We start from the raw sequence: 17,345 nt of genomic DNA, 5'->3' as shown, positions 1-17,345 counted from the left end.
CCAGCCAGATCAACAATCCGGCTTATCCGCCGTAAACCTTCTCGCCGGATTCACCGCAGCCCCAAACTCACGCAACGCCTTGGCCCCAATCAACAACGGATAATTAAAGCTACTACGGTCCGTCAAATTCACCTCAACCGTGCGCTTGACGTTGCCCAGGCACAATTCCAGATCCACTACCGGACGCTTGGTGGGCGCGATCACTTCGCTTTCATCCTCGTCCTCTTCGGAACGGGTCTTGATCTTGCTGATCCGTGCAACTTTGTGCTCGTAGACCTTGTTGCTTGCATCTTTGGTGGCGAGGCGGAAACGTACCCAGTCTTCGCCATCGCGGGTGAAGGTTTCGATGTCTTTGGCCGACAGTGACGCTGTCAGCGCGCCAGTGTCCATTTTGGCTTTGAGCACTTCGCCGCCGATTTCCGGCAGCGCGATGTATTCGTAGCGCCCGTACAGGGTCGGCTCGGCGGCCATGACCGGCAAGGCGATGAGGGGAAGCAGTGCAAGGAGGAATTTCACGTAGTGGGGTTCCTTGGAAATTGAGGGCGAGGTTTTAGACAGCTCGCGAGCCATTCGTTCGCCCGGAGATTGCTTCGCGAGCAGGCTCGCTCCTACAGGGTTTTGCGCCGCCCCAATCTACTGTAGGAGCAAGCTTGCTCGCGATGAGGCCAGCACATTCAACACAATGCTTGCGCCAAGCATACCCCGCAAAAAGTGAAACATTCGTCACCCATCGATTTGGCCTGTCGCCCGAAGCTGCTTATCATGGCGCGCCCAAATGATTTCAAGAGTTACTTATGCGCCGCCTGCTCACCGGCTGTTTCGTCGCCCTTCTGCTATTGCTCAACACACTGATCCTGATCGGACCGCTGTTGGTGTTTGCCCTGCTCAAACTGATCCTGCCCGGCCGCTTTCGCGACCACGCCTCAAGGGCAGTGATGTGGATCGCCGAGACCTGGTCCGAAATCGACAAGCTGATCTTCCGCCTGTGCATCCCCACCCAGTGGGACATCCGCGGCGGTGACGATCTGCGTCGCGACACGTCGTATCTGGTGATCAGCAACCATCAATCGTGGGTCGACATCCCCGCGCTGATCCAGACACTCAACCGGCGCACGCCGTTCTTCAAATTCTTCCTCAAGAAAGAACTGATCTGGGTGCCCTTCCTGGGCCTGGCGTGGTGGGCGCTGGATTACCCGTTCATGAAGCGCTACAGCAAGGCCTTCCTGGCCAAGCATCCGGAGCTGGCGGGCAAGGATCTGGAAATCACCCAACAGGCCTGCGAACTGTTCAAGCGTCAGCCGGTCACCGTGGTCAATTATCTGGAAGGTACGCGTTTCACGGCGGCCAAACGCGCTCATCAGCAATCACCGTTCACCCACCTGCTCAAGCCCAAGGCCGGTGGCGTGGCGTTTGTTTTGGCGGCGATGGGTGAACAGCTGGACGCGATTCTGGATGTGACGGTGGTTTACCCGCAGCAGACGATTCCGGGTTTCTGGGATTTGATCAGCGGCAACGTGCCGAGGGTAGTCATCGACATCAAGACCCGCGAGCTCGACCCTGCACTGTGGCAGGGCGATTACGAAAACGATCCGCTGTTTCGCGAGAAAATCCAGAACTGGGTCAACCAGCTCTGGATCGAGAAGGACCGGCGTATCGACGCTTTGCACGCCGAGCACATTTGAATCAAGCGCCGGTACCGGTGCCCCAGATGCTGCCCAGGCTGCTCAGCAGCGAACCGCCGACACCCTGCTGACCGAGGTATTGCAGGAGTATCGGCGCAAACTGCCCGATCATGCCGGTGTCCATTCCCAGGGCGCTGAAGGCGTTGTTCAGGTCGCTTGTGTCCTTGACGTTGCCCAAGGCGTTGTCCAGCCCAGCGGCTTTGCCGGTGGAGCCGAGTAGCCCGGCCAACGCACCCAACTCGCCGCCGCCCGACAACTTGTCGATCCCGGGCACACTCTTGGCCAGTTCCGAGTAATCGGTCGAGCTCAACTGATTCTTCGCCAGCCCCAACATCGCGCCGGCACCGCCGACGGCTTGCTGCGGAGTGATGTTCAATTGAGTGAGTGCGCCCAGCAGATCTGCCGTTTGCGAAGTAGGCGCCGCTTCGGTAGCCGCGTTGCCACCCTGCATGCCCGAAATGGCGTTGGTCGCATCGTTCAGGCTGAACTGTGCGAAGACCTGGCTGGCGGACAAGGCCAACAGCGAAGCCAGTGCAATACCGCGTGAAATCTTCATCCAGACATCCTCTTGCGCCATGAAAACCGCCCGGTTGAAGAGCGGTAAAACTGCCGGTTTGACCGGGGTTACGCCCACATGTTCCTGACGCTGAAGTGCATTCTGTCTGCTTGTGGCGAGCCAGTGAAAACACTTCGCCACTATCAGTTCTGCTAGTAGGCAGTGTTGGCGTATTGGGCGACAGTTAAACCTTGAATGAATTGACTCTTCGGGAGTACGTGAGCATGTCGTCCAACCGCGAAACACTGCTTTGCCGCTACCGGTACGACCCGCTGGATCGACTGGTTGTCAGCACACCTTCAGCGCAGAGCGATGCTCAGCGCTTCTACGTGAAAGATCGCCTCGCCACTGAGATTCAAGGGGCGCTGCAGTGTTCGATCATGCAGCACGACGATCAATTGCTGGCGCAGCAACAGCGCCAGAACGGTACAGCGCAAGCGCGCTTGCTCGCCACGGATCAACAGCGTTCAGTGTTGAACGTACTCGACGCAACTCACCCTCATCCTCTCGCCTACTCGCCCTACGGTCACCGCCATCCTGGCAACGGCTTGCTCAGCCTGCTCGGCTTCAACGGCGAACGGCCGGATCCGGTGACGGGGTGGTATTTGTTGGGGAATGGCTATCGGGCGTTTAATCCGGTGTTGATGCGGTTTAACAGTCCGGACAGTTGGAGTCCGTTTGGGGAGGGTGGGTTCAATGGGTATGGGTATTGCGCGGGGGAACCGGTGAATCGAGTCGACCCGAGCGGCCATATGTTTACTCGGGGACCATTCCTGATATCAGCTCCGACACGCGCATCAAGTCTTAATATTAATAAGTTAGTAAAGTACCCATTACAAAAAGGTCAGTATAAAAGCTGGCATACACTCTCACCCGACATAGAAGCCTTTGTCGACACCTACAAGAATCAACCACGCCTAAATTTTGTAGCTCACGGGGCACCAACCCCTAGATTTAAAGGTACTAGAATACCGAATGGAGATGAGGCTCTTAATGCAGAAGGCCTTCACAACCTTGCCAAAGAAAAAGGAATAAAAATTAAAGACCATGCAAACATTCGATTAGTCATTTGCCACTCCGCCAACGGAGGAAGCAGTTCTATCGCCGCCGAACTCTCAACTCTAACTGGGCTACCTGTGAAGGGGTACCGCGGCACGGTTGCTGCCGACAACAACTTAAAGCAATCAATCACACTTCAAGCAAGCTCCGCCAACCGTACTTATTCAGCTAGCAAACCTGCCCTACAAATATATACGACCAATGCTGTTATGAAAGAGCACCACTACGATGCAGTTAAATTCATCAGGGGTAAACCTGTACGTGACGTATAGCGCCCAAGCTTACGTCGCACTAAACATCTTATGCGGATCAATCACAAACTTCTTCGGCACACCCGCATCGAACTCGCCGTAACCTTCCGGCGCTTGATCCAGGCTGATCACCTGCCCCCCACCACGTCAGCAATGTTGATGCGGTCCCACATGATCGCCTGCATCAACTGGCGGTTGTACTTCATCACCGGGGTCTGGAAGGTGTTGGAGCTGTGGGATTTGGCCCAACCTAGCAGTTCTGCTAGTAGGCAGCCCTGGCTTATTACGCGACAGTGAATCCCTGAATTGACCGACTTTTCAGGGGCTCATGACCATGCCGTCCAACCGCGAAACACTGCTCTGCCAATACCGCTACGACCCGCTGGATCGACTGGTCGCCAGCACACCTTCAGCACAGAGCGATGCTCAGCGCTTCTACCTGAAAGATCGCCTCGCCACTGAGATTCAAGGGGCGCTGCAGTGTTCGATCATGCAGCACGACGATCAATTGCTGGCGCAGCAACAGCGCCAGAACGGTACAGCGCAAACGCGCTTGCTTGCCACGGATCAACAGCGTTCGGTGTTGAACGTACTTGATGCAACTCGCCCTCATCCTCTCGCCTACTCTCCCTACGGTCTTCGCCATCCTGGCAACGGCTTGCTCAGCCTGCTTGGCTTCAACGGCGAACGACCGGATCCAGTGACGGGGTGTTATTTGTTGGGGAATGGTTATCGGGCGTTTAACCCGGTGTTGATGAGGTTTAACAGTTCGGACAGTTGGAGTCCGTTTGGGGAGGGAGGGTTGAATGGGTATGCATATTGTGTGGGGGATCCGGTGAATCGAAAAGATCAGACAGGGCATGCCAGTTGGTCAGCTCTTATGGCCAAACATTTTTCGAGAGCACTGAACGCGGCTAAAAAAAGTCCCAAATCGGCTCGCCTTCTACCTGCCAAACCGACACCACGAAATATTGCTGTAAAAAAAGAACTAACACTGAATGACATGCCAAATGAAATAATCAATAAAATCGCCGACTATGTACCTGGAAACAGTCTTGCCAAATTCGCAGCAACATCAAAACGTATGCATGGAGTAGCTTATTCCGAGGTCAGACAAAAGCACTTCATAAAATACATAGACAGAGGCACATCACCACAAGAACGATTAATGAGATTGGGGGCTGTGGGGCAAGGAACAGTACCTGGCTTACTGCCTGCGCACGCGATTGAAACTGGATATACGCACATGGAAACTATCACTACAATCACCGAAATCAATCGTCGCCCTTATTTAGCAACATTTGAAAGAGTTCAAGCACAACAACGAGCAGAGCGTCTGGAACGAGTTTCACAAGAAATCAGAGCTTCCCACGGAGACATTTGGTAGTTTCCACCCAATAGAACTCTACATATGAAAAGGGCGACCATCAGATCGCCCTTTCCAAGCGCCCTTACCCCGCACTAAACATCTTATGCGGATCAATCACAAACTTCTTCGGCACACCCGCATCGAACTCGCCATAACCTTCCGGCGCCTGATCCAGGCTGATCACCTGCACACCCACCACTTCAGCGATGTTGATGCGGTCCCACATGATCGCCTGCATCAACTGGCGGTTGTACTTCATGACCGGGGTCTGGCCGGTGTGGAAGCTGTGGGATTTGGCCCAGCCGAGACCGAAGCGGATGCTCAGGCTGCCCATTTTCGCGGCAGCGTCGACGGCGCCCGGGTCTTCGGTGACGTAGAGGCCGGGGATGCCGATCTTGCCGGCAACCCGCACCACGCCCATCAGCGAGTTGAGCACGGTGGCCGGGGCTTCGTGTTTGACGCCGTCGTGGCCGTGGCCGCGGGCTTCGAAGCCTACGGCGTCGACGGCGCAATCCACTTCCGGTTCACCGAGCAGCGCGGCGATTTGTTCGTGCAGCGGGGTATCGAGGGACAGGTCAGCGATTTCAAAACCCTGGGCCTTGGCGTGAGCCAGGCGCACGGTGTTGACGTCGCCGATGATCACCACCGCCGCGCCGAGCAAACGAGCTGAAGCGGCGGCTGCGAGACCAACCGGACCGGCGCCGGCGATGTACACGGTGCTGCCCGGGCCAACGCCTGCGGTCACAGCGCCGTGGTAACCGGTCGGCAGGATGTCGGAGAGGCAGGTCAGGTCGCGGATTTTCTCCATGGCCCGGTCGCGGTCCGGGAGTTTCAGCAGGTTGAAGTCGGCGTAGGGCACCAAGGCGTATTCGGCCTGGCCACCGGTCCAGTCGCCCATGTCGACATAACCGTAAGCACCGCCGGGACGCGCCGGGTTGACGCTCAGACAGACACCGGTGTGCATTTCCTTGCAGGAACGGCAGCGCCCGCAAGCCACGTTGAACGGTACGGATACCAGGTCGCCGATTTTCAGGTTCTCGACGTCGCTGCCCTTCTCGATCACTTCGCCGGTGATCTCGTGGCCCAGCACCAGGCCGGTTTGCGCCGTGGTACGGCCGCGCACCATGTGCTGGTCGGAGCCACAGATATTGGTGGAAACCACACGCAGGATGACACCGTGTTCAATCTTCCTGCCGCGCGGGTCCTGCATTTTCGGATAGTCGATTTTCTGTACTTCGACCTTGCCAGCGCCGAGATACACCACACCACGATTGCCAGACATGCTTTCACCTCGCTGTTGTTTTTATGGAACCGCGTTGCCCAGGCAGGCAGCGCGTTGAGTGCTCGGGTATAGATGCTGTTTCTTGTGTTGCTTTTAAGGACCTCATCGCTGGCAAGCCAGCTCCTACAGTGATTCGGAGCGAACCCACTATTTGTCAACGACACAAACCCCTGTAGGAGCTGGCTTGCCAGCGATGGCGGTCTAAAGAACGACCGTTCTATTCGCGTTGAGGAAAACCCTTCTTTCAATGTGATAGCCAACGGCTCTCGCCAGGGTCAGCCCTTCAATATCCCGCCCCTTGGCAATCAAATCTTCCGGGTAATGACTGTGATCCACAGCCTCGACGCCCTGGGCAATGATCGGCCCTTCGTCGAGATCGTTATTGATGTAATGCGCGGTAGCACCCACCAGTTTCACGCCCTTGTTGTAGGCCTGGTGATACGGCTTGGCGCCTTTGAAACCGGGCAGCAGGGAGTGGTGAATGTTGATCGCCTTACCATCGAGCTTGCGGCACAGCTCCGGCGACAAGACCTGCATGTAGCGCGCAAGGATCACCAGTTCAGCGCCGGACTCTTCGATCACCTGCCACACCTGGCGCTCTTGCGACGGCTTGTCGTTCGGGTCCAGCGGGAAGTGGTAGTACGGAATCTGGTGCCAGTCGGCCAGCGGCTTGAGGTCCGGGTGGTTGGAGACCACGGCAGCCACGTCCATCGACAATTGGCCGATGCGCTGGCGATAGAGCAAGTCGTTGAGGCAGTGATCGGCCTTGGAGACCATGATCACCACTTTCGGCCGGTAGTTCGGCGCGGTCAGTTCGAAGATCATGCCGAAGGCTTCACCGCGCTCGGCTAGGCCCGCGCGGAAGGACTGCTCGTCGAAACCGTCAGGCTGGCGGAATTCCACACGAATGAAGAAACGGCCCGAGAGCCGGTCATCGAAGGAATGGTGTTCGGTGACGTAGCAGCCCTGCTCGAACAGAAAGCGGGTCACCGCGTCCACCGTGCCGAGCACGCTGGGGCAGTCGGCGGTCAGGATCCATGTGTCTGGGGCGCGGCTCATAGTGCGGTGACTCCTGTTCGTTGAATGGCAACCGCTGCGCGGTTGATCGCTGGCAAGCCAGCTCCTACAGGGGTTCACGTCGCTCTCAAGACCGACATCAATCCTGTAGGAGCCGGCTTGCCGGCGATAAATCTCAAGCCTGAACGCTCAGCCCGTACTCGGCAGAAGCATCCTGCAACCACAGCCACCAGTAATCCGAGAAGCTGCGGCGGATCAGCAGTTCCCAGGTGTCTTCGGCGGTGTGACGGATCATCAGTTGCGACTTGGCGAACACCGTGCCGACGGCTTTGCCCACCGGAAAGTTGTTCGGGTGCACGTCATAGCTGGTGGACTTCATCAATACCTGGCGCACGTTAGGGCCGCTCAGTTCGAGGAGTTGCTGGCCGCCGCTGACGTTGACGATTGCAATGTGCAGATCACCCAGCGCTGCGCGCAGTTTTTGCTCGGCGGCCAGTTCTTCACCGGTCGGCACGATCAGCAGCCACTCATCCGGTCCCATCCATTGCAGGCTGGTTTCGCCTTTGACGATGACGCTCAGTGCACCCGGCAGTTCGATGCCCAGGGCCTTGAGCACGCCAGCGGCGAATGCGGCATCGTGACCATCGCCACGAAGGGTCAGGTGGCCGAGGAGTTTCTTCTCGCGCACGACGACACCGGCGCTCTTGCGACCCTTGCCCACCAGGCTGGCGAGGTCGGCGTGATGCAACGACGACTCGGCCTTGGCCCCGGTGGTTGGGCGTTGTTGGTAAACATTGGCTGCGGTCATAAAGCACCTTTCCTGAATTCTGTTGATGGTGCGGTTGCCTCCTGTAGGAGCCGGCTTGCTGGCGATCCAAACGACGCGGTGTATCAGATGCACCGCGTTATCGTTCATCGCCAGCAAGCCGGCTCCTACGGACATCCGGCAATCACACGTTCTGGCGTTCGCCCTTCGGATCGAAGAACACCGAAGACACGATTTCCGCCTCGATCACGCTGCCGTCGGCCAGCGGTGCGAACACGCGCTCGCCCATCCGCTGCAACCCGCCCTTGACCACGCCCATGGCAAACGAATAGCCCAGGGAGTTGTGCAGGTAACTGGAAGTCACGTGACCGACCATGGTCATCGGGATGGCTTGCTTGGTGTTGAACACCAGTTGCGCACCTTCCGGCAGCCACTTGTTCGGATCGATCGGCTTCAGGCCCACCAGTTGCTTGCGCTGATCACGCACGCAGTCTTCACGGTTCATGCCGCGCCAGCCGATCCACGAGAACGGTTTGGTGCGACCGACGCACCAGCCCATGTTCAAGTCGTCCGGGGTCATCGAGCTGTCAGTGTCCTGACCGACGATGATGAAGCCCTTCTCGGCCCGCAGCACGTGCATGGTTTCGGTGCCATATGGCGCCAGGTTGTACTTCTTGCCAGCATCAACAATTTTCTCCAATACACCCATCGCATAGTCGGCTTGCACGTTGACTTCGTACGACAGCTCACCGGTAAACGAAATCCGGAATACCCGCGCCGGCACACCACCCACCAGACCTTCTTTCCAGGTCATGAACGGGAAAGCTTCGCTGCTCAGGTCGATGTCCGTGACTTCAGCGAGCAGCTTGCGGCTGTTCGGCCCGGACAGGGTCATGGTCGCCCAGTGGTCGGTGACGGAGGTGAAGTACACCTTCATTTCCGGCCATTCGGTCTGGTGGTACAGCTCCAGCCACTGAAGTACGCGAGCCGCGCCGCCGGTGGTGGTGGTCATGACGAAATGGTTGTCCGCCAGGCAAGCCGTCACACCGTCGTCGAAGACCATGCCGTCTTCTTTGCACATCAGGCCGTAACGCGCCTTGCCCACATCGAGCTTGGTCCAGGCGTTGGTGTAGACGCGGTTGAGGAACTCGCGCGCATCCGGGCCCTGGATGTCGATCTTTCCCAGGGTCGAAGCATCGAGCAGGCCGACGCTGTCGCGCACGGCTTTGCATTCGCGCTTGACCGCGGCGTGCAGGTCTTCACCGGATTTCGGGAAGTACCAAGGACGTTTCCACTGGCCGACGTCTTCAAACTCGGCGCCGTTTTTCAGGTGCCATTGATGCAGTGCGGTGTAACGCACCGGCTCGAAGATGTGCCCACAGTGACGACCGGCCACGGCGCCGAACGTCACCGGCGTGTAGTTCGGGCGGAACATGGTGGTGCCCATCTGCGGGATGGTCACGTTCAGCGAGCGGGCAGCGATGGCCAGGCCGTTGACGTTGCCGAGCTTGCCCTGATCGGTGCCGAAGCCCAGCGCGGTGTAGCGCTTGACGTGCTCGACCGACTCGAAGCCTTCGCGGGTCGCCAGTTCGATGGCGGCAGCGGTGACGTCGTTTTGCAGGTCGACGAATTGCTTCGGCGCCCGTGCGGTGTTCTTTTCGTGTGGCACCTGGAACAGCGCCAGGGTCGGTTCTTCAAGACGGCTCAGGGCTTTCGGCAACAGACCTTCGACGGTCTGGAACCCGGCTTCAGCGGCGGCGCGGGCGCCCCCTTCAAAACCGTCGGCCAGGGAATCGCCAAGGCCGTAAACGCCGTTGATGCCACCGACACACACGCGTTTCTGCGGCGCTTCACCCGGTACGAAACCGAGGATGTCTTCGCGCCAGATCGGCTTGCCGCCCAAGTGCGAAGCCAGGTGAACCACCGGGCTATAACCGCCGGAGCTGGCAACCACGTCGCAGTCGAGCCATTCGCCCGGGCTGGTGACTTTATGTCCCTTCACATCGATGGCGGCAACGCGGGCAGCGGTCACGTGCTTGCTGCCACGGGCCTCGATCACGGCGCTGCCGGTGAGGATGCGGATGCCTTTGGCGCGAGCCTCTTCCACCAGCGCACCACGCGGGTTGCTGCGGGCGTCGGCGATGGCCACCACTTGCAGGCTGGCATCGAGCCAATCCAGCGCCACGCGGTAAGCGTGGTCGTTGTTGGTCGACAGCACCAGTTTCTTGCCCGGTGCCACGCCGTAACGGCGCACGTAAGTCGAGATGGCGCCGGCGAGCATGTTGCCCGGCACGTCGTTGTTGCCGTAGACCAACGGACGCTCGTGAGCGCCGGTCGCCAGCACCACGCGAGTGGCGCGGACCCGGTGGATGCGCTGACGCACCTGGCCAATCGGTGCGCGGTCACCGAGGTGGTCGGTCAGGCGCTCGTGAATGGTCAGGAAGTTGTGGTCGTGGTAGCCGTTGACTGTGGCGCGCGGCAACAGCAGCACGTCCGGGGTATTTTTCAATTCGTCGATGACGCTGGCGACCCATTCCACGGCCGGTTTGCCGTCGAGGCTTTCTCGGGAGTCGAGCAGGCTGCCACCGAACTCTTCCTGTTCGTCAGCCAGGATCACACGGGCACCGCTGCGCGCAGCGGCCAGTGCAGCGGCCAGACCGGCAGGGCCGCCACCAACGATCAGCACGTCGCAGTGCTGGTTCATGTAGTCGTAGGTGTCCGGATCGTTCTCGGTCGGCGAGCGGCCCAGGCCAGCAGCCTTGCGGATGTACTTCTCGTAGGTCATCCAGAACGATTGCGGGTACATGAAAGTTTTGTAGTAGAAACCCGGTGGCATCAGCTTGCCGCCGACCTTGCCGAGAATCCCCATCATGTCGTTGTTCACGCTCGGCCAGCCGTTGGTGCTGGTGGCGACCAAGCCCTGATACAACGCCTGTTGCGTGGCGCGCACGTTCGGAATCTGCGTGGCTTCGGTGGCGCCGATCTGCAGCACCGCGTTCGGCTCTTCGGCACCGGCAGCGAAGATGCCGCGCGGACGGGAATACTTGAAGCTGCGACCAATGATGTCGACGCCGTTGGCGATCAGGGCGGCGGCCAACGAGTCGCCTTCAAAGCCTTTGTAGCTCTGGCCGTTGAAGGTGAACGTCAGGACTTTGTTGCGGTCGATCCGTCCGCCGTTGGACAGGCGATTGATCTGGCTCATACCTTCTCTCCCAGAGCCGTGCTGGCCGCTTTCGGGCTATCGGTCTTGTCGGTGAATTGTGGCTTGGTGCCGATCTTGTAGGTTTCGAGAATCTCGTAGGTCACGGTGTCGCGGGTGACGTTGAAGTACTGGCGGCAACCGGCGACGTGATCCCACAGCTCGTGGTGCAGACCGCGCGGGTTATCGCGGAAGAACATGTAGTCGCCCCACTCCTCGTCGGTGCAGGTATTCGGGTCCAGTGGGCGCGGAATGTGCGCCTGGCCGGATGCGTGGAATTCCTCTTCGGAGCGCAACTCGCCGCAGTGAGGACAGAAGATATGCAACATAGGAAATTTCTCCTGTTAGTGGGCGACGGCCGCAGCGCCGTGTTCATCGATCAACGCACCGTTGTGGAAACGGTCGATGGAGAAAGGTGCGGCCAATGGGTGCATTTCACCCTTGGCCAGGCTCGCGGCAAACACGTTGCCCGAGCCAGGCGTTGCCTTGAAGCCACCGGTGCCCCAACCGCAGTTGAAGAACATGTTCGGGACCGGGGTTTTCGAAATGATCGGGCAGGCATCCGGCGTGGTGTCGACGATGCCGCCCCACTGGCGGTTCATGCGTACGCGGGACAGCACCGGGAACATCTCGACGATGGCCTGGATGGTGTGCTCGATCACCGGGTACGAACCCCGCTGGCCGTAGCCGTTGTAGCCGTCGATACCGGCGCCGATCACCAGGTCGCCCTTGTCGGACTGGCTGATGTAACCGTGCACGGCGTTGGACATGATCACACTGTCGATAATCGGTTTGATCGGCTCGGACACCAGCGCTTGCAGCGGGTGGGATTCGATCGGCAGGCGGAAACCGGCGAGCTTGGCCATGTGCCCGGAGTTACCGGCGGTCACTACGCCGACGCGCTTGGCGCCGATGAAGCCCTTGTTGGTTTCCACGCCGATGCACACGCCGTTTTCCTTGCGGAAGCCGATCACTTCGGTCTGCTGGATCAGGTCCACGCCGAGGGCGTCGGCGGCACGGGCAAAGCCCCACGCCACGGCATCGTGACGAGCCACGCCGCCGCGACGCTGGACGGTCGCGCCCATCACCGGGTAGCGAGTGTTTTTCGAGCAGTCGAGGTACGGAATCTCGTCGGCCACCTGCTTGGCATCGAGCAGTTCGCCATCCACGCCGTTGAGGCGGTTGGCGCTGACCCGACGCTCGGAATCACGGATGTCCTGCAGGGTGTGGCACAGGTTGTAGACGCCGCGCTGGGAGAACATCACGTTGTAGTTCAGGTCCTGGGACAGGCCTTCCCACAGTTTCATCGCGTGTTCGTACAAGTGCGCCGACTCGTCCCACAGGTAGTTGGAGCGAACGATGGTGGTGTTGCGTGCGGTGTTGCCGCCGCCCAGCCAGCCTTTCTCGACCACGGCCACGTTGGTGATGCCGTGCTCCTTGGCCAGGTAGTAAGCCGTGGCGAGACCATGTCCGCCACCGCCAACGATGACCACGTCGTAGACCTTTTTCGGGGTCGGCGTGCGCCACATGCGCTGCCAGTTTTCATGGTGGCTGAGGGAGTGTTTGAAGAGGCCGAAACCTGAGTAGCGTTGCATAGTCATTTACTCCAAAACCGCGCTCAGCGATAAACCGGAAAGTCCGCGCACAGTGCCGACACTTGCTGGGCAACATTGGCCTCGACATCGGCATCGCCGAGGTTGTCGAGGATGTCGCAGATCCAGCCGGCCAGTTCCACGCACTGGGCCACCTTGAAGCCGCGGGTGGTCACCGCCGGGGTGCCGATGCGCAGGCCGGAGGTCACGAACGGCGACTGTGGATCGTTCGGGACAGCGTTCTTGTTCACAGTGATGTGGGCGCGACCGAGTGCTGCGTCCGCCTCTTTGCCGGTCAGGCCCTGACGGATCAGGCTGACCAGGAACAGGTGGTTGTCGGTGCCGCCGGACACTACATCGTAGCCGCGTTTGATAAACACGCCGGCCATGGCCTGGGCGTTGTCGATCACTTGTTGCTGGTAGGTCTTGAAGCCAGGCTCCAGCGCTTCCTTGAAGCACACCGCTTTACCGGCGATGACATGCATCAGCGGGCCACCCTGGGCGCCGGGGAACACTGCCGCGTTGAGCTTCTTCTCGATCTCTTCATTGGACTTGCACAGGATCAGGCCGCCCCGTGGACCGCGCAGGGTCTTGTGGGTGGTGGTGGTGACCACATCGGCGTAAGGCAGCGGGTTCGGGTACAGACCGGCGGCAACCAGACCGGCCACGTGGGCCATGTCGACGAACAGCAGCGCACCAACTTTATCCGCAATCTGGCGGAAACGCGGGAAGTCGAGAGTCTTGGAATAAGCCGAGAAACCGGCAACGATCATCTTCGGCTTGCACTCGACGGCCAGGCGCTCAACTTCGTCGTAATCGATGAGGCCGGTCTTGGTGTCGATGCCGTACTGCACGGCGTTGTACAACTTGCCCGAGGACGACACTTTGGCGCCATGGGTCAGGTGACCACCGTGGGCCAGGCTCATGCCCAGAATGGTGTCGCCAGCTTGCAGCAAGGCCAGGTACACGGCGCTGTTGGCCGAAGAACCGGAGTGCGGCTGGACGTTGGCGTAATCGGCGCCGAACAGTTGCTTGGCGCGTTCGATGGCCAGCGCCTCGACTTTGTCGACGTGCTCGCAGCCACCGTAGTAGCGCTTGCCCGGATAGCCTTCGGCGTACTTGTTGGTCAGGCCGCTGCCTTGCGCTTGCATGACGCGCTTGCTGGTGTAGTTCTCTGACGCGATCAGCTCGATGTGATCTTCCTGACGTTGCTCCTCGGCATTCATCGCCGCCAGCAGTGCATCGTCGTAACCCTGGATCTGGTCTTGCTTGCTGAACATCGCGTCTCTCCCAGCGGCATCAGTGCGCCATTCGTCTCGGTAAGGCACCGGCGTTTCGGCAGTGCCCTTTGATAGCGATGGTATGACTGGCTTGGAGAGATCAAATGCCTACGGGCGCCACGCAAAGGTGCGTTTACGACATGGCAAGAAATGGCTGGCCGAACACAACTATCAATTCAACGCAGATCCCTTGTAGGAGCTGGCTTGCCAGCGATGGGGCAGCACATCCGGCATTGATATCGGCAGGCCCGCCACAATCGCTGGCAAGCCAGCTCCTACAGGGTTATGCGATGGCCTGACGCAGTGCCAGCAACAGCAGGAAATGCACGGGATACAACGCATACGCCCAGCGCCGCATCGGCGGTGCTTTTGCGTTCTTCGCATGTCGCAACAAGAACAGCCCCAGCCATGGCGCAATCAGACACGTGGCGACCGCCGCCATCGCCACGCCATTGCCCAGTCGAACGGAGAAATACAGCACCTGCCATTGATTGCACGCCAGGCAGATTAGCCCCGCCATCAGCGCGAAGTACCAGGGACGGTGGATCACCCACAACAACACCAGCGGCAACAAAACACCGAAGAAACCAAACATCACCCGCTGGGAAAAGAGCGCTGCCAAAAGCAAGGCGCCGACCGCCAACAGACGCGATTGCAGGGTCGGTTGCTGCCAGCCCCGCGCCACCAGCAGGCCAAGGGTTAGCGTCGGCAGCACATTGAACGTGTCCGGATTGGGAATAAACATCCGGTAAGGAATTTCACTCACCGCACTGAACAGCAACAGCCAACCCAGATAGCGCCATTGCCCGCCGTTCACCACCGCAGGCTTGCGCGCCAGATTGGCTGCCATCGCCAGGCAAAACCACGGAAACGCCAGACGCCCCGGCACATACAACAGATCGATGCTAAAGCCGACATATCGCAGGTGATCGAGCACCATGCACAACAGCGCCAGCCACTTGAGCAGATCCAGTGCCCCGTCGCGCTGCTTTAAGTGCATAGTCGCGTGCATAATCGCCCTTCGATTGTGTATTTTCCCGACAGCAACATCCCGTGTGCGCTCCTGACGATCTTGGGTAAAGTGCGCACCCTCATTGACCACGGAACGCTTCACCATAGGCGTTCCGACTACGGAAGCAGGCCATGACCGATAAGAGCCAACAATTCGCCAGCGACAACTATTCCGGCATCTGCCCTGAAGCCTGGGCGGCCATGGAACAGGCCAACCATGGCCATCAACGCGCTTACGGCGACGACGAGTGGACCGCCCGCGCCTCCGACGATTTCCGCAAACTGTTCGAAACCGACTGCGAAGTGTTCTTCGCCTTCAACGGCACCGCCGCCAACTCGCTGGCCCTGTCTTCGCTGTGCCAGAGTTACCACAGCGTGATCTGCTCGGAAACCGCCCACGTCGAAACCGACGAATGCGGCGCCCCGGAATTCTTTTCCAACGGCTCCAAACTGCTGATCGCCCGCACTGAAAACGGCAAGCTGACCCCGGAGTCGATCCGCGAGGTCGCGCTCAAGCGCCAGGACATCCACTACCCGAAACCCCGCGTCGTGACCCTGACCCAGGCCACCGAAGTCGGTAGCGTCTACACCCCGGACGAAATCCGCGCCATCAGCGTCACCTGCAAAGAGCTGGGCCTGAACCTGCACATGGACGGCGCACGCTTCTCCAACGCCTGCGCATTCCTCGGCTGCTCGCCGGCTGACCTGACCTGGAAGGCCGGTGTCGACGTGTTGTGCTTCGGCGGGACGAAAAACGGCATGGCGGTGGGCGAGGCGATTCTGTTCTTCAACCACAAGCTGGCGGAAGACTTTGACTATCGCTGCAAACAGGCCGGGCAACTGGCTTCGAAGATGCGCTTCCTGTCGGCGCCGTGGGTCGGGATTCTGGAAAACGACGCCTGGCTCAAATACGCCAACCACGCCAACCATTGCGCGCAACTGCTGGCCGAACTGGTCAGCGACATTCCCGGCGTAGAGCTGATGTTCCCGGTGCAGGCCAACGGCGTGTTCCTGCAACTGTCGGAACCGGCCATCGCCGCACTGACGGCCAAGGGCTGGCGTTTCTACACCTTCATCGGCAACGGCGGCGCACGCTTCATGTGCTCGTGGGATACCGAGGAAGAGCGGGTGCGGGAATTGGCCAAAGATATTCGTGAAGTGATGTCCGCCTGACACCCGTCTTTTGTAGGAGCTGGCTTGCCAGCGATGACGGCCGACCAGACACCGCGTCGCCTGGATCGCCAGCAAGCCGGCTCCTACAGAGGCAATGCGCGCTCATGGTCTACATTGTTTGTCGAGCCTCCCCGCTCACATAACAATAATCAGGAGCGTCAGCATGTCATTGCAAGGCAAAACCCTGTTCATCACCGGCGCCAGCCGTGGCATCGGCCGCGAGATTGCGCTACGAGCCGCACGCGATGGCGCCAACATCGTGATCGCTGCCAAAAGCGCCGAGCCCCACGCCAAGCTGCCGGGGACAATTTTCAGCGTGGCCCGGGAAGTCGAAGCCGCAGGCGGCAAGGCGCTGGCCTTGCAAGTGGACGTCCGTGAAGAAGACGCCGTGCGCGAAGCGCTGGCCCAGGCCAACGAACACTTTGGCGGCATCGACGCACTGATCAACAACGCCGGGGCGATCAAACTGACCGGTGTTCAACACCTCGAACTCAAGCGCTTTGACCTGATGCACCAGATCAACACCCGCGCGGTGCTGCTGTGCAGTCAGGCCGCCCTGCCGTACTTGAAGAAGTCCAACGGCCACATCCTCAACCTGTCCCCGCCGCTGAACCTCGCGACCAAATGGTTCGCCCAATACAGCCCCTACACCGTCACCAAATACGGCATGAGCATGCTGACGCTGGGCATGAGCGAGGAATTCAAGAACTACGGGATCAGCGTCAATTCGCTGTGGCCACAGACGATGATTGCCACCGCCGCCATCGAGTTTCAGCTGGGGTCGCGGGAGTCGTTCAAGCATGCGCGCACGCCGGCGATCATGGCGGATGCGGCCCACATCATTCTGAGCAGCAGCGGACGCAGCCTGACCGGGCGGTTGCTGATCGATGAGGAGATTCTGCGGGAAAGCGGTGTGACCGAGTTCGAGCACTACCGCTTCGCGCCGGACAGCAGCGACAAACTGATGACAGACTTGTTTGTCGACTAAACACCCTCCCCTGTAGGAGCGAGCCTGCTCGCGATGGACGTCAACGATAACGCTGGCAACCTGACAACCCGCGGCGTTCTCAGGTTCATCGCGAGCAGGCTCGCTCCCACAAGGGTTATT

The 17,345-nt window shown here is 59.5% G+C and carries 15 protein-coding genes and 1 pseudogene; 5 read left to right on the top strand and 11 right to left on the bottom strand.

Translation table 11 applies throughout. From position 1 onward, the window contains the following. Window positions 1–9: 9 nt before the first annotated feature. Window positions 10–516, bottom strand: coding sequence for an ATP-dependent zinc protease (locus QYH43_RS18675; RefSeq protein WP_301157769.1), 507 nt, complete (start codon window positions 514–516; stop codon window positions 10–12). Between the two features lie 278 nt (window positions 517–794). Here QYH43_RS18675 and QYH43_RS18670 point away from each other — a divergent pair, with 278 nt between their 5' ends. Next, window positions 795–1,682, top strand: coding sequence for an acyltransferase (locus QYH43_RS18670; RefSeq protein ID WP_301157768.1), 888 nt, complete (start codon window positions 795–797; stop codon window positions 1,680–1,682). Between the two features lies 1 nt (window position 1,683). On the opposite strand, the gene QYH43_RS18665 is transcribed toward QYH43_RS18670, so the two are convergent. Then, window positions 1,684–2,238, bottom strand: coding sequence for a DUF2780 domain-containing protein (locus QYH43_RS18665; protein WP_301157767.1), 555 nt, complete (start codon window positions 2,236–2,238; stop codon window positions 1,684–1,686). Between the two features lie 224 nt (window positions 2,239–2,462). On the opposite strand from QYH43_RS18665, the gene QYH43_RS18660 reads away from it, so the two are divergent. Continuing rightward, window positions 2,463–3,569, top strand: a complete 1,107-nt coding sequence (locus QYH43_RS18660; protein WP_301157766.1) for an RHS repeat-associated core domain-containing protein — start codon at window positions 2,463–2,465, stop codon at window positions 3,567–3,569. A gap of 9 nt (window positions 3,570–3,578) precedes the next feature. Here QYH43_RS18660 and QYH43_RS18655 read toward each other — a convergent pair. Next, a pseudogene (locus QYH43_RS18655) lies at window positions 3,579–3,802 on the bottom strand (formaldehyde dehydrogenase, glutathione-independent); the annotation flags it as partial. Between the two features lie 80 nt (window positions 3,803–3,882). Between QYH43_RS18655 and QYH43_RS18650 the strand changes: the two are divergent. Continuing rightward, window positions 3,883–4,935: an RHS repeat-associated core domain-containing protein gene (locus QYH43_RS18650; protein WP_301157765.1), complete on the top strand. Its 1,053-nt coding sequence runs from the start codon at window positions 3,883–3,885 to the stop codon at window positions 4,933–4,935. Window positions 4,936–4,999: 64 nt separating this feature from the next. Here the strand turns inward: QYH43_RS18650 and fdhA are convergent, their stop codons facing one another. The 8 genes from fdhA to QYH43_RS18610 all read right to left on the bottom strand — a co-directional run bounded on the left by fdhA (window position 5,000) and on the right by QYH43_RS18610 (window position 15,053). Next, on the bottom strand, window positions 5,000–6,199 hold the full coding sequence (fdhA, locus tag QYH43_RS18645; protein WP_301157764.1) for a formaldehyde dehydrogenase, glutathione-independent: 1,200 nt from the start codon (window positions 6,197–6,199) through the stop codon (window positions 5,000–5,002). 201 nt (window positions 6,200–6,400) lie between these two features. Continuing rightward, on the bottom strand, window positions 6,401–7,258 hold the full coding sequence (gene purU, locus QYH43_RS18640) for a formyltetrahydrofolate deformylase (RefSeq protein WP_007981374.1): 858 nt from the start codon (window positions 7,256–7,258) through the stop codon (window positions 6,401–6,403). Between the two features lie 133 nt (window positions 7,259–7,391). Next, window positions 7,392–8,024, bottom strand: coding sequence for a sarcosine oxidase subunit gamma (locus tag QYH43_RS18635; protein ID WP_095057490.1), 633 nt, complete (start codon window positions 8,022–8,024; stop codon window positions 7,392–7,394). Window positions 8,025–8,166: 142 nt separating this feature from the next. After that, window positions 8,167–11,184 (bottom strand): sarcosine oxidase subunit alpha, encoded by a 3,018-nt coding sequence (locus tag QYH43_RS18630; protein WP_301157763.1) that lies wholly within the window; start codon window positions 11,182–11,184, stop codon window positions 8,167–8,169. Beyond that, complete coding sequence (locus tag QYH43_RS18625) at window positions 11,181–11,510, bottom strand: sarcosine oxidase subunit delta (protein WP_046039383.1); 330 nt, start codon at window positions 11,508–11,510, stop codon at window positions 11,181–11,183. The genes QYH43_RS18630 and QYH43_RS18625 overlap by 4 nt, the downstream gene beginning before the upstream one ends. A gap of 15 nt (window positions 11,511–11,525) precedes the next feature. Next, window positions 11,526–12,776: a sarcosine oxidase subunit beta gene (locus QYH43_RS18620; protein WP_007980419.1), complete on the bottom strand. Its 1,251-nt coding sequence runs from the start codon at window positions 12,774–12,776 to the stop codon at window positions 11,526–11,528. A gap of 23 nt (window positions 12,777–12,799) precedes the next feature. Continuing rightward, on the bottom strand, window positions 12,800–14,053 hold the full coding sequence (glyA, locus tag QYH43_RS18615) for a serine hydroxymethyltransferase (RefSeq protein ID WP_053163070.1): 1,254 nt from the start codon (window positions 14,051–14,053) through the stop codon (window positions 12,800–12,802). A gap of 283 nt (window positions 14,054–14,336) precedes the next feature. Continuing rightward, a complete protein-coding gene (locus QYH43_RS18610) occupies window positions 14,337–15,053 on the bottom strand; it encodes a TraX family protein (RefSeq protein ID WP_301157762.1) in 717 nt (238 codons plus the stop codon). A gap of 143 nt (window positions 15,054–15,196) precedes the next feature. Between QYH43_RS18610 and QYH43_RS18605 the strand changes: the two genes are divergently transcribed. Together QYH43_RS18605 and QYH43_RS18600 are read left to right on the top strand one after the other, a co-directional pair. Further along, window positions 15,197–16,237: a low specificity L-threonine aldolase gene (locus tag QYH43_RS18605; protein WP_095057486.1), complete on the top strand. Its 1,041-nt coding sequence runs from the start codon at window positions 15,197–15,199 to the stop codon at window positions 16,235–16,237. 163 nt (window positions 16,238–16,400) lie between these two features. Continuing rightward, window positions 16,401–17,225 carry an NAD(P)-dependent oxidoreductase gene (locus QYH43_RS18600; RefSeq protein ID WP_301157761.1) on the top strand — a complete coding sequence of 275 codons (825 nt, stop codon included), beginning with the start codon at window positions 16,401–16,403 and terminating at the stop codon, window positions 17,223–17,225. Window positions 17,226–17,345 lie beyond the last annotated feature (120 nt).

Source organism: Pseudomonas sp. C32, assembly GCF_030417915.1.
Classification (GTDB): Bacteria; Pseudomonadota; Gammaproteobacteria; order Pseudomonadales; family Pseudomonadaceae; genus Aquipseudomonas.
The sequence above is the reverse complement of the archived record's forward strand: the minus strand, read 5'-3'. Positions and strand labels throughout refer to the sequence as shown.

Excerpts from the sequence above, each read along its gene's own strand:
- QYH43_RS18600 (WP_301157761.1), top strand. The coding sequence starts at position 16,401 with ATGTCATTGCAAGGCAAAACCCTGTTCATCACCGGCGCCAGCCGTGGC.
- QYH43_RS18650 (WP_301157765.1), top strand. The coding sequence starts at position 3,883 with ATGCCGTCCAACCGCGAAACACTGCTCTGCCAATACCGCTACGACCCG.
- QYH43_RS18630 (WP_301157763.1), bottom strand. The coding sequence starts at position 11,184 with ATGAGCCAGATCAATCGCCTGTCCAACGGCGGACGGATCGACCGCAAC.
- glyA (WP_053163070.1), bottom strand. The coding sequence starts at position 14,053 with ATGTTCAGCAAGCAAGACCAGATCCAGGGTTACGACGATGCACTGCTG.
- QYH43_RS18670 (WP_301157768.1), top strand. The coding sequence starts at position 795 with ATGCGCCGCCTGCTCACCGGCTGTTTCGTCGCCCTTCTGCTATTGCTC.
- QYH43_RS18665 (WP_301157767.1), bottom strand. The coding sequence starts at position 2,238 with ATGAAGATTTCACGCGGTATTGCACTGGCTTCGCTGTTGGCCTTGTCC.
- QYH43_RS18605 (WP_095057486.1), top strand. The coding sequence starts at position 15,197 with ATGACCGATAAGAGCCAACAATTCGCCAGCGACAACTATTCCGGCATC.
- purU (WP_007981374.1), bottom strand. The coding sequence starts at position 7,258 with ATGAGCCGCGCCCCAGACACATGGATCCTGACCGCCGACTGCCCCAGC.
- fdhA (WP_301157764.1), bottom strand. The coding sequence starts at position 6,199 with ATGTCTGGCAATCGTGGTGTGGTGTATCTCGGCGCTGGCAAGGTCGAA.
- QYH43_RS18635 (WP_095057490.1), bottom strand. The coding sequence starts at position 8,024 with ATGACCGCAGCCAATGTTTACCAACAACGCCCAACCACCGGGGCCAAG.
- QYH43_RS18610 (WP_301157762.1), bottom strand. The coding sequence starts at position 15,053 with ATGCACTTAAAGCAGCGCGACGGGGCACTGGATCTGCTCAAGTGGCTG.
- QYH43_RS18625 (WP_046039383.1), bottom strand. The coding sequence starts at position 11,510 with ATGTTGCATATCTTCTGTCCTCACTGCGGCGAGTTGCGCTCCGAAGAG.
- QYH43_RS18660 (WP_301157766.1), top strand. The coding sequence starts at position 2,463 with ATGTCGTCCAACCGCGAAACACTGCTTTGCCGCTACCGGTACGACCCG.
- QYH43_RS18620 (WP_007980419.1), bottom strand. The coding sequence starts at position 12,776 with ATGCAACGCTACTCAGGTTTCGGCCTCTTCAAACACTCCCTCAGCCAC.